A 13,711-nucleotide genomic window follows, 5' to 3' on the forward strand; every position below is an offset into this window, starting at 1 on the left:
TGCATGTGCTCGGCGCATGTATCCCTCTTTTACCCTACAAACTATAATTCGTAAGCCATTATGCACGGGTTCTTCACTGTTGTTAAAGAGGTATGATTGATAAGTATCCCTCTTCATTTATCAGCTCAATCTTATTACATGTCACATATTTTTATATCTTTAATTACTAACATTCCTACTACATCTTCAATTTAAATCCAATGCTAATATTATAAATTTTAAATCGAATTAAACAAAATTTCATGAAGACAACCTATTGACATAAGTTTACAAACGTCTTACAGTATAATTAATTAAATAAATCGCACACACTAGGGGTGTTTTATACTGAGATGAGGCTTGCCCTCAAACCCTTTGAACCTGATCTAGCTTGAACTAGCGTAGGAAAGTGTTACTATACATATGTTTTACTAATATATATTGTGAACGCATAACTTTCCTATGGATGGTTGTGCGTTTTTTTATTAGGAGGATGTAAAAATGTCAAAAGGTTTAAAGCTATCTGAAATACTAGTAACCGTACTTATTTCAGTAGTATTCGCAGTTATTTACAATTTATGGTGGTTTGTTTACAATGGTGTGCAAGCTACAGGCCTTCACCTCGAACAATTAACAAACGGGGTTTGGTTCATGGCAGCGATTGTCTGCTATCTAATTATTCCAAAACCAGGTATTGCTTTACTGGCTGAATTTGCTGCAGGTGCCGGCGAAACTATCATTATGGGTCGTTTCGATATTCCGACAATCGTTTACGCTTTCATACAAGGTTTAGCGTGTGAACTTGTCTTTGCAATTTTTAAATATCAATCTCGTTCAGTTATGGTAGCTATGTTAGCAGGTTTTTGTACAGCAATCGCGGCTTTCCCTATAGATTATTTCTATGGTTATTTAAATGAAGTTGCAGGTTGGAACTTAACATTATTCATCGTATTTAGATTAATTAGTGGTGCAGTAGTCGCCGGCGTCCTATCTTACCTTTTAGTAAAAGCTTTAGATAAGACAGGCGTAACAAAATTATTTAGACCAGCTGCTAAAGAAGATTACGACAACTTATAAGAGGAGCATTCAGAGTGTTAAAAGTAAGTGATTTACGATTAAAATATCCAAATGGTCAGCGTAAAATTTTCGATCATTTAAATATCACTATTCAAGACAAAGAAAAAGTACTTTTACTCGGTCCTTCTGGTTGCGGTAAAAGTACACTTCTGAATGTATTAAGTGGTATTGTTCCTAATTTAATTGAATTACCTATGAAATATGATGAACTAATCGTTGACCCATTAAGTGGCGTTATTTTCCAAGACCCTGATAGCCAGTTTTGTATGCCAAAAGTATACGAAGAACTTGCATTCGTTTTAGAAAATAGACAAGTACCACGTGAAGACATGGATGCGTTAATTATCAATGCTTTAAATATGGTCAATTTAAATGTTACCCCTGAAACGTATATCAAAGATTTAAGTGGCGGGATGAAACAGAAATTGGCAATTGTTGAAACCATTCTTCAACAATCAAAAACATTGTTTTTAGATGAACCGACAGCAATGTTAGATGTTCAAGCAACAGAAGATTTATGGACTAAACTAATTGAACTTTGGGAAGATCAAACTGTTGTAATCGTTGAACATAAAGTTAAACACATCTGGAATCATGTCGACCGCGTCATTTTGATGGATTATAACGGAAATATCATTGCCGATGAATGTCCTGAAATCATATTACAGAAGTATGTTCATTTACTCAGTGAATATGGTGTGTGGCATCCACGTGCATGGGAATTCGCACCAAGTCGTGTTGACTTTCCAACAACAAACTCACACTTATTACAATTTAAAAATGGACGTATTATTCGCGGTAAATCAACATTGCTCTCATTCTCAGATTTAGAAATTGGTCTAGGTGAGTGGATTACAATTACAGGGGCAAATGGTAGTGGTAAAACAACCTTGCTTGAATCAATTATGCAATTGATTAAATATCAAGGTGATGTTTATTTTGAAAATCAGCGTTTAACAAAAATTAAACATGCAGCAAAACACATGTACCTAGTTTATCAAAACCCAGAATTACAATTTATAACAAATTCGGTTTATGATGAAATTAACATTCATTTTAATCACCTTTCTAAAGATCAAAGTGATGATGAAACGATACAACTTTTAAAACTTTTAGATTTACAAAATGTAAAAGATCAACATCCTTATGAGTTGTCTATTGGTCAAAAACGACGCCTTAGCGTAGCTACCGCACTAAGTTCTAAAGCTGATATTATCTTTTTAGATGAACCGACATTTGGACTTGATAGCCATAATACATTCCAGTTGATCAAACTTTTCCAAAAGCGAATTAATTTGGGACAAAGTATTGTCATGGTTACACATGACGATGAAATAATTGAACGTTATCCATCAAGAAGACTTAAAATTTCAGATGGTGCGTTACTAGATTGTGATGGTGATACGAATGTATGAGCAATGGAAAGTTCGGCAATCATTTGTTGATGATGTCAACATTATAACGAAACTATTTCTTGGAATTATACTATTTTTCTTTATTATATTTGTGCATAATTTCGATTTTATGCTTTATATCACTATCTTAATGTTAGTTTTCTTATTGATGTTTAATGGTACTCAGTTTAAAATTACAGCAATTTTTATAACTATAAGTATTGGCTTTGCATTACTCTCTTCCCTGTTCATGATTTTATACGGGAATGGTAGCCATACAATTTTGAAATTCGGATTTATCCATATTACAACAGAAAGTTTAGTTCGTGGTTTACATGTATCATTAAGAACCATTGCTATTTCATTTTTCGGTATCTTAATCGCACTTACATCTCAGGTTGTCATGATATTTTATAGTTTAATGCAACATTTAAAGGTTAAATCAAAAGTTGCTTATGCATTCATGGCTGCCATTCGTATGATACCTTTAATGATTAGTTCTTTAATACAGCTTCGCAGATCTTTAAAAATGCGCTATCAGATGATAGACGCAGCAAATTATAGAGGGTTAAAGAGATTTAAGCATTTAATTATACCTCTATTAAGCCAAAATATTAGAAAGGCACATCAATTATCAGTTGCGATGGAGTCGAAAGGATTTAGAGATGGTCCTCGTACTTACTATTACAACGTACCTTTCTCATATAAAGATATAATCTTTATTATAGTTTTAATTGCCATTATTACTATGGCATATTATTGTTCAATCACCTTACCCATCACGGGCATAGATGATGTTCGTCTTGGTCGTGTAGGTTAAATTTTATCCATAATTGTATAGATACTAAATTAGAAATTCATTGTATAGAAAAAGAAAACCATTTATTCCATACTAAACAAAAGAGGTGCCACAAACATGTTATTTTGTTCATCCAAACATGTTGTGGCGCCTCTTTTGTATTACATATGCATAATCACAAATTTGGTACAGAAATCAATGTCCTAGACTCTACAACTAAAAAAGCTATGAAAAAAACTATCGTTATAGATTTCTTCATAGCTAATCTTAGTATTTTTTAAATATACTTATTTAAGTTGTAGTGCTTTATTCGCAATGTCATGACGATAGAATAAATGGTCACTTTGTATTTGAGATACTTTTTCGTATGCGTCTCGCTGTGCATCTTGTACATTGTCACCTTTTCCGATGGCAAGTATAACTCTACCACCTGAAGTAACAAAGGTATCACCTTGCTTCTTTAATCCACTAACAAAATAGTTTTCATTTAAATCAAAGCCACTTACTTTATGCCCTTTTTCATATGCATCAGGATATCCTTTTGATGCCAACATGACCCCTACAATAGATTCATTTTTCCATTTGAATTCAGTACGTTTTCCTTCATCTAAATCAATAATATGCTGCATTAAATCACTTTCCATGCGACTTAATAATACTTGAGCTTCAGGATCACCAAAACGGGCATTAAATTCTATTACTTTTGGACCATCTTTAGTTAAAATAGCACCAATGTATAATACACCGAAGAATTGATAACCTTCATTAAGCATTGCCTTTGCAATGGGTTGTGCAATTGTTTCATTTGTAAGTTTTAAAACATCGTCACTAATATGTGGTACTGGACAATAAGCCCCCATACCACCAGTATTTGGTCCTTCATCATGATCAAATGCGCGTTTATGATCTTGTGCAATACAGTCGAAAGGTACTGCTAAATCACCATTAACAAATGTCATTAGCGAGAACTCTTCACCTTCTAAAAACGTTTCAAATACAACAGTACCTTCTTCTTCATCACCATACATAATCTCAATAGCACTTCTGGCTGCTTCAATAGTATCTGCAATAATAACGCCTTTCCCAGCAGCTAACCCATCTTTCTTGACAACAACGGGCAATTCACAGTTTTCAATATATGTTAAAGCATCCTTTTTTCGCTCAACTTCTTTATAATCAGCAGTTGGAATATTATATTTTTTCATTATCTTTTTAGCAAATAATTTTGAGCCTTCGATTTGAGCTGCTTGCTTATTTGGACCAAACACTTTGAAACCATTCGCTCGTAAAATGTCTGCTAATCCATCAATTAGCGGCTGTTCTGGACCTATAACTACCCAATCAACATTTTGCTGTTTAGCAAAATCTAGTATCCCTTGATGATTAGATTCTGAAATTTCAGTGTGTACTTCAGCTATAGGTGTCATTGCCTCATTACCTGGAATGACAAACTCTTGTTTAACTAGATTCGATTGATTAAGTTTATATGCAAGTGCATGTTCTCGTCCACCAGCACCAATTACTAATACATTCATTTATGTTACGCCCCTTTAAAATTAGTGTTTAAAATGTCGAGTGCCTGTGACTACCATTGCAATACCATGTTTATTAGCCATATCAATTGAATCTTGATCTTTAATCGAACCACCCGGTTGGATAATTGCCTTTATACCATGTTGTGCTGCAAGTTCAACTGTATCTCCCATAGGGAAAAATCCATCAGATACTAACGCTACATGATCATTGATTTCAATAGCTCTCTCTAACGCAATTTTAGCAGCACCGACACGATTCATTTGTCCAGCACCTATACCTACAGTTTGTTTATTATTACTTAAAATAATTGCATTACTTTTTACTGATGGTACAACTTTCCATCCTAATAACATTGCTTCCCATTGTTCATCAGTAGGTGCTACTTCTGTAACAACTTTCATTTCTTCTTTTGGCACGACATAATTGTCTTTATCTTGAACTAAATATCCGCCAGATACTGAAACAAACTCTTCTTCGTTACTGTCTATAGTCATATCAATTTCTAATAATCTTACATTCTTCTTTTGTTTTAAAATATCTAATGCTTCATCTGTAAATTTTGGTGCAATAATGACTTCCAAAAAGATACTATGCAATTGCTCTGCTAACTCAGGTGTTACAGCTCGGTTTAATGCAACAATTCCACCAAATATTGATTGACTATCCGCTTCATACGCATGTTGAAATGCTTGTTCAATCGTGTCACCGATACCAACACCACATGGATTCATGTGTTTAACCGCAACTGCAGCAGGTGTATCAAACTTTTTAACTAAAGCTAGTGTAGCATCTGCATCTTTAATATTGTTATAGCTTAATTGTTTCCCATGTAATTGTTTAGCACCTGCAATCGTGTGCTTAGCATTCGAAGTTCTCACAAAATACGCTGATTGTTGTGGATTTTCTCCATATCTTAAAGTTTCTTTATCCCCTTTAAAGAAACGTACAATCGCTTCATCATATTCTGCAGTATGCTCAAAAACTTTAATCATTAATGATTGTCTATATGACTCATCTAACGAATCGTTTCTTAATCGCGTCAATACTTCATGATAATCTGCCGGATGTACAATTGTTGTTACATGTTTATAGTTTTTAGCTGCAGCACGTAACATTGTTGGACCACCAATATCAATATTTTCAATTGCTTCGTCCATCGTCACATCAGGGTTTGCAACAGTTTGTTGGAATGGATATAAATTAACTACTACCATATCAATTAAATCTATATGTTGTTCTGATAATTCATTTAAATGCTGCGGTTTATTTCGATCAGCTAAAATGCCACCATGAACAGCCGGATGTAATGTTTTAACACGGCCATCCATTATTTCTGGAAAATGTGTTAAGTCTGAAACAGAACGAACTGGTACATTTGCTTCATCTAATATACGTTTAGTACCACCTGTTGAATATAATTCATAATTTAATTGCGTTAACGCTTTAGCAAACTCTACAATACCTGTTTTATTTGATACGCTCAAAATAGCTTTCTTCATCACATACATACTCCTTATTTTACAATTTTAGCAATAACACTTGGATATAACTCATATTCCAATTTTTTTACTTTCTCTTCTAATTGTTCTTTTGAATCGTCCGGTCTAATATCACATTGTCTCTGTTCAATAATTTCTCCCGTATCCATACCACAATCAACATAATGTACTGTCGAACCAGTAATAGTATCGCCACTATGATATGCTTGGCCTATTGCGTCAATCCCCTTATATTTCGGCAATAGAGATGGATGTATATTCAATATTTTACCTTCAAATGAAGCTAATAAATCTGGACCAATTAGACGCATGTAGCCAGCTAAAATAATCCACTCTACCTTATCTTCATTTAATAGTGATACTAAATGTTGTTCATACGCTGCTTTTGAATCAAATTGTTTTGGTTCATTAATATAAACAGGAATATCGTGCTTTTTTGCTCTATCTATACAAAACGCATTTTGATGATCCGTATATAGCGCCGTAACTTCAATATTTTCAAGTTTTCCTGATTCAACATGCTCAACTATATTTTCAAAGTTACTTCCTGAACCTGATGCAAAAATCGCAATTTTAACCATTGTTATACCCCCAACAATTCAATTGCAGTTGACTCATTTTTCACAATATGACCAATTTGATAAGCTTCCACATTTTGTTCTGCTAAAATCTTCAAAGCGCGTGATGCATCTTTTTCATCAACGATAACCGTATAGCCAATACCCATGTTAAAAATGTTATACATTTCATTTGTGTCTATATTGCCTTGTTGTTGTAACCAATCAAATATTTTTGGCGTTGGAAATGATGTAGTATCAATTCTAGCAGCATATCCGGCTGGCAATGCACGTGGAATATTTTCATAAAAACCTCCACCAGTAATATGATTCATTGCCTTAATAGAAACTTCTTTTTTTAAAGCAAGTACAGGTTTGACATATAATTTAGTTGGTTCTAAAAAGACATCTATAAATGGACGATTATCGAAGTTTGATGCCAAATCAATGCCTGATTCATTAATTAATTTGCGCACTAAACTGTATCCATTTGAATGAATGCCACTTGACGCAAGTCCTATAACAACTTGTCCCTCTTTCACTTCTGAACCATCTACATAGTCATCCTTTTCAACTGCTCCAACAGCAAATCCGGCTACATCATATTCACCTTCGTGATACATTTCACCCATTTCAGCAGTCTCTCCACCGATAAGTGCAGTATTCGTTTCAACGCATGCATCACTAATACCTTTAACAATTTGTTCAATAACTTCAGGAACAACTTTATTTGTAGCGATGTAATCTAAAAAATACAATGGTTCTGCACCTGTCGTTAAAATATCATTAACACACATTGCAACTGCATCGATACCTATCGAATCATGTTTCCCATAGTCGATAGCTAGTTTTAATTTCGTACCTACTCCGTCTGTTCCAGAAACTAAAACTGGCGCTGTCATATTTAATTGTGATAAATCAAATGTAGCACCGAATCCACCTAAACCACCGATAACTTCTTTACGCATCGTACGTTTAACATGACTAGACATTCTTTCTACAGCTTCATAACCAGCATGAATATTTACACCAGATTGTTCATATGCTTTAGACATTTAAATTTCCCTCGCTATCAAAAAAGTGTTTGTTTTTAGAAATATATTGCTTTTGTCGATGACTTAAATGTGCTTTATAATTTGCTTCATAATCATATAACCCTGCAGGATAATCTCCAGTGAAACTTTCTACACATAAGCCACTATATGGCGCGTCATAATCTAAACCAATTGATTCAATTAACCCATCTACAGATAGATATGCTAATGAATCAGCGCCAATATAATCTTTAATTTCTTCAGGTGATTTGCTTGCAGAAATTAATTCTGCCGTAGTTGAAACATCGATTCCATAAAAACTTGGGAACATAAATTCCGGTGATGCTATACGCACATGCACTTTATTTGCACCAGAATCTTTTAACATTTTCACAATGCGTCGAATTGTCGTACCGCGAACAATGGAATCATCAACAAGAATGATATTTTTCCCATCTACTATATCTTTTACCGCAGATAACTTCACTCTCACACCTTGCTCACGTAATTCTTGAGTTGGTTGAATAAATGTTCTTGCAACATATTGATTTTTAACTAGTCCCATTTCATATGGCAAACCTATTTCTTCAGCATAACCACTCGCAGCTGATAGCGATGAATTGGGTACACCGATGACCATATCAGCATTTACAGGGCTTTCTTGGGCTAATTTTTTACCAGAAGCTTTACGTACTGCATGGACATTTTTACCAGCTATTGTTGAGTCTGGTCTAGCAAAATAAATATATTCCATCGCAGAAATTGCAGTTGTCGTATGATGTGTATAAGATTTAACTGTAATACCTTTATCGTTAATCACGACATATTCACCTGCATGAATATCTTGAACAAATTCTGCACCTAACACATCTATTGCACATGTTTCACTTGCAAGGATGTATGTACCATCTTTCATTTTACCTACAACAAGTGGTCTGATAGCATTTGGATCTACTGCGCCATATAACGCATCTTTAGTTAATATCGCAAATGTAAAACCGCCTTTAACTTTTCGCAAACTTTCTTTCAATGCTTCCTCAAAAGTAGGAGCTTTACTTCGACGTATCAAATGCATAATGACTTCAGTATCTGAAGACGAATGGAAGATAGCACCTTGTTTTTCTAAATTCTGACGCAATGATTTAGCATTAATGAGGTTACCATTATGACAAATACCTACACTCATATCATAAAAGTGATACAGAAACGGTTGAATATTTTCAATACCTTTATTACCTGAAGTAGCATAACGGACGTGACCAATTGCATGTTGATATCCTTTTAATCGTTCCATTTGATCATCGTTAATCGCTTCAGTTAGTAAGCCTAATCCTCGCTCGCCTTTTAATTCATTTTGATCAGAAACAACTATACCTGCACCTTCTTGACCACGATGTTGCAAACTATGAAGTCCCATATATGTTAGTTGCGCTGCTTCAGGATGATTCCAAATACCAAACACGCCACATTCTTCGTTTAATCCTGAGTAGTTAAACATTGAGCAATTGCCCCTTCCCATATTTGTTTAATATCTGAAACATTTTCACTAATCTCTGTATATGGTGTTGTTACTTTGAAATTATCACTATCTGTTAAAAGTCCAATTTCTATTGCATTATCAATATTTAAAGTTTTACCTGATTTAACAGAAACAGCATATCGGCCTTGTGTCTCACTAAACAATTGTGCATTTGTTATATCTATTGAAGATTTTAATCCTAAACCGTAATGCGCACTTAGTTTAGCTAAGGTAATCAGTAAGCCACCTTTACCAACTGTTTGAACATGTGATAATAGTCCTTCACGAATAGCGGTCTTGATTGATTCACCTTTTTCAACTTCTGAACTCAAATCTAATGACTCAAATTCATGATTAACTTTGCCATAAATTAACTTTTCAAGTTGACTACCACCAAAGTCGTCCTTAGTATCACCGATTAAATATAATTTATCTCCAACTTGAGGTTCAAAATCATTTAAATAATTTACATTTTCAATCAAACCTACCATTCCAACAACTGGTGTTGGGAAAATAGAAGTACCTTTCGTTTCGTTATATAAAGATACATTTCCAGAAACTACTGGTGTCTTAAGAATGTCGCATGCTTCTGCCATACCTTTCGTTGAATCTATCAACTGTTGATAGATTTCTTTCTTTTCAGGAGAACCATAATTTAAACAATCTGTCATTGCTAATGGTGTTGCACCCACGGCAATTAAATTTCGATAAGCTTCAGCTACTACCATCTTTCCACCTTCATATGGATTGTTATATACATAACGCGCTTCACCATCAATTGTTGAAGCAATTGCCTTATTTGTGCCTTCCACACGTACTACCGATGCTTGAAGTCCTGGCTTAATTATCGTATTGGCACCAACTTGTTGGTCGTATTGATCATATAAATAGTGTTTAGATGCTATAGTCGGATGCTTAAGTAATTTAAAGAAAGTATCTTTAACATCGATGTGTGTATAATCATTTTTAGAAGTATTATAATCTTTTTCTTCTCCTTCTAAAATATATACAGGTGCTTCATCAGCTAGTGGTTCAACTGGAATGTCAGCATAAACTTCATCATCATATGTTAAAACAAAACGATTTGTATCTGTAACTTCACCTATAACAGCACTATCCAATTCGTGCTTATCAAATAAATCTAAGAATTTTTGTTCATTACCTTTTTCAACAACTAGTAACATACGTTCTTGAGTTTCTGAAAGCATCATTTCATAAGGAGAAATACCTGGCTCACGTGTTGGCACTTGTTCTAATCTCAAATGTAACCCACTACCACCTTTTGCCGCCATTTCAGACGATGAAGATGTTAAACCAGCAGCACCCATATCTTGAATACCAACTAATTCATCAAATGTAATTGCTTCAAGTATTGCTTCCATTAATTTTTTACCTACAAATGGATCACCGATTTGTACAGAAGGTCGTTTACTTTCGCTTTCTTCCGTCAATTCTTCAGATGCAAAAGTAGCACCATGAATACCATCTCGACCAGTTTTCAAACCAACATAAATGACCGAATTACCTACACCTTTTGCTGTGCCTTTTTGAATCATGTCGTGATTGATAACACCAACACACATTGCATTAACAAGTGGATTGCCATCATAACGTTCATCAAATTCGATTTCACCAGCAGTTGTTGGAATACCAATGCAGTTACCATAACCTCCGATACCCTTTACAACCCCTTTAAGTAATCTTTGGTTTTGTTTATTATCTAATTCTCCAAATCTAAGACTGTTTAACAAATTAATAGGTCTAGCCCCAATAGAAACAATGTCACGAATGATTCCACCAACGCCTGTAGCAGCCCCTTGATATGGTTCAATTGCTGATGGATGATTGTGAGACTCTACTTTAAATACTACGGCTTGATTATCACCTATATCGACTACCCCTGCACCTTCACCTGGACCCATAAGCACATGCTCACCTGACGTAGGAAATTGCTTTAAAAACGGTTTAGAATGTTTATAAGAGCAATGTTCACTCCACATAACAGAAAAGATACCTGTTTCTGTAAAGTTAGGTTGTCTGCCTAAAATATCGCAAACTTTTTCATATTCTTGATCACTTAATCCCATATCTTGATATACTTTTTCAAGTTTAATTTCTTCAACGCTTGGTTCGATAAATTTAGACATGTTGTTCCCTCCAACTTTTTACCATCGCTTCAAATAATTTCACACCACTATCAGTACCTAACAACGTTTCTAAAGCTCTTTCAGGATGTGGCATCATGCCACATACATTGCCTTTTTCGTTAACAATTCCTGCAATATCATCATATGAACCGTTCGGATTATTCACATATTTCAGAATAATTTGATTGTTAGCTTTTAATTGTTGATATATTTCATCAGTACAATAATAATGACCTTCACCGTGAGCTACAGGATATATAACTTTTTCACCTTGCTCATAAAGATTTGTAAATGCCGTTTGATTATTCACTATTTCTAACTCTTCATTTCTACTAATAAATAAATGTGAATCGTTATGCAATAATGCACCAGGTAATAAGCCTATTTCAGTTAAAATTTGAAACCCATTACAAACACCTAATACTGGCTTACCTTCAGTTGCAAGACGTTTAACTTCCGAAATAATCGGCGCTACACTAGCCATTGCCCCAGATCTTAAGTAATCCCCGAATGAAAATCCACCAGGAATAAGTACGCCATCAAATCCACTTAGTGATGTTTCTCTATAATCTACATATTCCGCTTCAACACCACTTTTAATAGCAGCATTAAACATGTCTCTATCACAATTCGAACCTGGAAAAACAAGAACCGCAAATTTCATTTTATGCATTCTCCTTTTCATCATCTAACACTTTATAGCTATATTCTTCAATCACTGTATTTGCAAACAATTTTTCACTTAGAGTTGTAATAATGTTGTGTACCTTTTCATCACTAACCTCATCCACTGTCATATATAATACTTTTCCTACACGAATATCATTCACTTGTGCATAACCTAAGTCATGTACAGCTCGAGTAAGCGTTTGTCCTTGCGTATCTAATACTTGTGGTTGTAATGTGATATGTAGTTCAATTGTTTTCATTATTTTAAATCCTCCAATTTGTTTAAAAATATTTGATATGTTTCAATCAGTGATCCAGTGTTATTTCTATATACATCTTTATCAAAGTTTGCATTGGTAGCTTTATCCCAAATTCGACATGTATCTGGAGATATTTCATCCGCTAACAAAATTTGACCAGTCTCAGTCTTTCCAAATTCGATTTTAAAATCTACTAATTTTAAATTCATAGCATCCATTAATTGTTTCAACACATTATTAATCTTTAATGCTTTGGATTTTAGTATTTCAATATCTTCATCTGATGCTATATTGAGCAATTTAACATGGTCATCCGTTATCAACGGATCATTTAACGCATCATTTTTATAGAAAAATTCTACAAGTGGTTCTCTAAAAACTTCACCATTTTCAAAACCTAAACGCTTTGTAATAGATCCACTAGCAATATTACGAACAACTACTTCTAATGGAATTATTTTCACAGGCTTAACTAATTGTTCTGTTTCAGATAATTGTTTAATAAAGTGACTTTCTATTCCATTTTCTTGTAAATATTTAAATATAATAGAAGTAATTTGATTATTTAATCGCCCCTTACCTGCCATTGTGTCTTTCTTAGCCCCGTTTCCAGCAGTAACTTCATCTTTATATTCAACTCTTAATTCATTTTCTTGATTTGTTGAGAAAATGCGCTTCGCTTTTCCTTCATATAATAATGTCATGCTTTAATTACTCCCCTCAAATTTAGCGTACATATCTTGTTCAGTTTGGTTTACATCATTCGTTAGTACAGTCATATGCCCCATTTTTCTGCTATCTTTACGCCCAGACTTACCATAAATATGTAAGTGCCACTCTGGATGTTCATTAAATTCATTTTCCAATAAATCTAAGTCTTTACCTAGTAAGTTCATCATGACTGCAGGCTTTAATAATTCAATTGAATTTGGTAATGATTGTCCGGTAACTGCTAAAATATGAGTATCAAATTGTGAATAATCACATGCTTCAATTGAATAATGTCCGGAATTGTGAGGCCTTGGTGCAATCTCGTTCACATACAATTGGTTGTTACTATCTATAAAAAATTCCACTGTAAATGTTCCAATGAAATGAATCGATTGGATAATTTTATTAACTTGCTCTTTCGCCTCAGCTGTTTTATCTATTCTCGCTGGAACAATTGTTTTGAAAAGTATTTGATTTCTATGCTCATTTTCTTGTAATGGGAAAAAAGTGATTTGATTGTTGTTTCCTCT

13 protein-coding genes and 1 riboswitch are annotated in these 13,711 nt (G+C 34.1%); of the genes, 3 read left to right on the top strand and 10 right to left on the bottom strand.

The genetic code is table 11. The annotated features are described in order from the left end of the window. Nucleotides 1–303: 303 nt before the first annotated feature. A riboswitch (TPP riboswitch) is annotated at nt 304–404 on the top strand. Nucleotides 405–480: 76 nt separating this feature from the next. The 3 genes from IDG60_RS12705 to IDG60_RS12715 are packed head-to-tail and all read left to right on the top strand — an operon-like array spanning nt 481 to nt 3,270. Beyond that, the gene (locus IDG60_RS12705; protein ID WP_000033477.1) at nt 481–1,056 is read left to right on the top strand and encodes an ECF transporter S component; all 576 of its coding nucleotides are present in this window, start codon (nt 481–483) and stop codon (nt 1,054–1,056) included. Nucleotides 1,057–1,070: 14 nt separating this feature from the next. After that, nucleotides 1,071–2,471, top strand: a complete 1,401-nt coding sequence (locus IDG60_RS12710) for an ABC transporter ATP-binding protein (protein ID WP_000921965.1) — start codon at nt 1,071–1,073, stop codon at nt 2,469–2,471. Then, nucleotides 2,464–3,270, top strand: a complete 807-nt coding sequence (locus IDG60_RS12715; protein ID WP_000273253.1) for an energy-coupling factor transporter transmembrane component T family protein — start codon at nt 2,464–2,466, stop codon at nt 3,268–3,270. Before IDG60_RS12710 ends, IDG60_RS12715 begins: the two co-directional genes overlap by 8 nt. Before the next feature lie 266 nt (nt 3,271–3,536). On the opposite strand, the gene purD is transcribed toward IDG60_RS12715, so the two are convergent. From purD to IDG60_RS12765, 10 genes are all read right to left on the bottom strand, one after another. Then, nucleotides 3,537–4,784, bottom strand: coding sequence for a phosphoribosylamine--glycine ligase (gene purD / locus IDG60_RS12720; RefSeq protein ID WP_001101899.1), 1,248 nt, complete (start codon nt 4,782–4,784; stop codon nt 3,537–3,539). Nucleotides 4,785–4,805: 21 nt separating this feature from the next. Then, entirely contained in the window at nt 4,806–6,284 is a 1,479-nt protein-coding gene (gene purH, locus IDG60_RS12725; protein WP_000709277.1) for a bifunctional phosphoribosylaminoimidazolecarboxamide formyltransferase/IMP cyclohydrolase, read from the bottom strand. Between the two features lie 14 nt (nt 6,285–6,298). Continuing rightward, complete coding sequence (gene purN / locus IDG60_RS12730) at nt 6,299–6,865, bottom strand: phosphoribosylglycinamide formyltransferase (RefSeq protein ID WP_000238663.1); 567 nt, start codon at nt 6,863–6,865, stop codon at nt 6,299–6,301. Nucleotides 6,866–6,867: 2 nt separating this feature from the next. Then, on the bottom strand, nt 6,868–7,896 hold the full coding sequence (gene purM / locus IDG60_RS12735; protein ID WP_000030811.1) for a phosphoribosylformylglycinamidine cyclo-ligase: 1,029 nt from the start codon (nt 7,894–7,896) through the stop codon (nt 6,868–6,870). Further along, nucleotides 7,889–9,373 carry an amidophosphoribosyltransferase gene (purF, locus tag IDG60_RS12740; protein WP_000483720.1) on the bottom strand — a complete coding sequence of 495 codons (1,485 nt, stop codon included), beginning with the start codon at nt 9,371–9,373 and terminating at the stop codon, nt 7,889–7,891. The genes purM and purF overlap by 8 nt, the downstream gene beginning before the upstream one ends. Beyond that, nucleotides 9,352–11,541 (bottom strand): phosphoribosylformylglycinamidine synthase subunit PurL, encoded by a 2,190-nt coding sequence (gene purL / locus IDG60_RS12745; RefSeq protein WP_206160761.1) that lies wholly within the window; start codon nt 11,539–11,541, stop codon nt 9,352–9,354. The genes purF and purL overlap by 22 nt, the downstream gene beginning before the upstream one ends. Beyond that, nucleotides 11,534–12,205: a phosphoribosylformylglycinamidine synthase I gene (purQ, locus tag IDG60_RS12750; protein WP_000666806.1), complete on the bottom strand. Its 672-nt coding sequence runs from the start codon at nt 12,203–12,205 to the stop codon at nt 11,534–11,536. The genes purL and purQ overlap by 8 nt, the downstream gene beginning before the upstream one ends. 1 nt (nt 12,206) lies before the next feature. After that, a complete protein-coding gene (gene purS / locus IDG60_RS12755; protein ID WP_000848350.1) occupies nt 12,207–12,470 on the bottom strand; it encodes a phosphoribosylformylglycinamidine synthase subunit PurS in 264 nt (87 codons plus the stop codon). Beyond that, nucleotides 12,470–13,174, bottom strand: a complete 705-nt coding sequence (gene purC / locus IDG60_RS12760; RefSeq protein ID WP_000174053.1) for a phosphoribosylaminoimidazolesuccinocarboxamide synthase — start codon at nt 13,172–13,174, stop codon at nt 12,470–12,472. The genes purS and purC overlap by 1 nt, the downstream gene beginning before the upstream one ends. Before the next feature lie 3 nt (nt 13,175–13,177). After that, the coding region (locus IDG60_RS12765) for an ATP-grasp domain-containing protein (RefSeq protein ID WP_031892228.1) at nt 13,178–13,711 on the bottom strand (534 nt) is incomplete at its 5' end.

It is taken from the genome of Staphylococcus sp. EG-SA-2 (assembly GCF_017152085.1).

Coding starts and splice junctions, on each gene's coding strand:
- IDG60_RS12705 (WP_000033477.1), top strand. CDS start 481: ATGTCAAAAGGTTTAAAGCTATCTGAAATACTAGTAACCGTACTTATT.
- IDG60_RS12715 (WP_000273253.1), top strand. CDS start 2,464: ATGTATGAGCAATGGAAAGTTCGGCAATCATTTGTTGATGATGTCAAC.
- purD (WP_001101899.1), bottom strand. CDS start 4,784: ATGAATGTATTAGTAATTGGTGCTGGTGGACGAGAACATGCACTTGCA.
- purH (WP_000709277.1), bottom strand. CDS start 6,284: ATGAAGAAAGCTATTTTGAGCGTATCAAATAAAACAGGTATTGTAGAG.
- purN (WP_000238663.1), bottom strand. CDS start 6,865: ATGGTTAAAATTGCGATTTTTGCATCAGGTTCAGGAAGTAACTTTGAA.
- purM (WP_000030811.1), bottom strand. CDS start 7,896: ATGTCTAAAGCATATGAACAATCTGGTGTAAATATTCATGCTGGTTAT.
- purF (WP_000483720.1), bottom strand. CDS start 9,373: ATGTTTAACTACTCAGGATTAAACGAAGAATGTGGCGTGTTTGGTATT.
- purL (WP_206160761.1), bottom strand. CDS start 11,541: ATGTCTAAATTTATCGAACCAAGCGTTGAAGAAATTAAACTTGAAAAA.
- purQ (WP_000666806.1), bottom strand. CDS start 12,205: ATGAAATTTGCGGTTCTTGTTTTTCCAGGTTCGAATTGTGATAGAGAC.
- purS (WP_000848350.1), bottom strand. CDS start 12,470: ATGAAAACAATTGAACTACATATCACATTACAACCACAAGTATTAGAT.
- purC (WP_000174053.1), bottom strand. CDS start 13,174: ATGACATTATTATATGAAGGAAAAGCGAAGCGCATTTTCTCAACAAAT.